We start from the raw sequence: 221 nt of genomic DNA on the forward strand, positions 1-221 counted from the left end.
GACCCGGTGAGACAGGGGAGGGGGGCAAGCCCCCCTCCCCGTCAGCCCCTCCCCCAAAGGGGATAGCCACCACGGTCCAGTGTATTGGGATTGGTGGAAAAGAACCTGATCCCGTCTATCTCTGGCTCTCACCTTACCTTCTCCGGGAAACCATCGTTAGAGTCGCTCCCCATTCAAGGCTTCCCACCGGCTATCCCCACGCACTGCCCCCGCCCCCGGGG

Source organism: Methanoculleus sp. UBA430, from assembly GCF_002506585.1.
In the GTDB taxonomy this organism is placed as follows: Archaea; Halobacteriota; Methanomicrobia; order Methanomicrobiales; family Methanoculleaceae; genus Methanoculleus.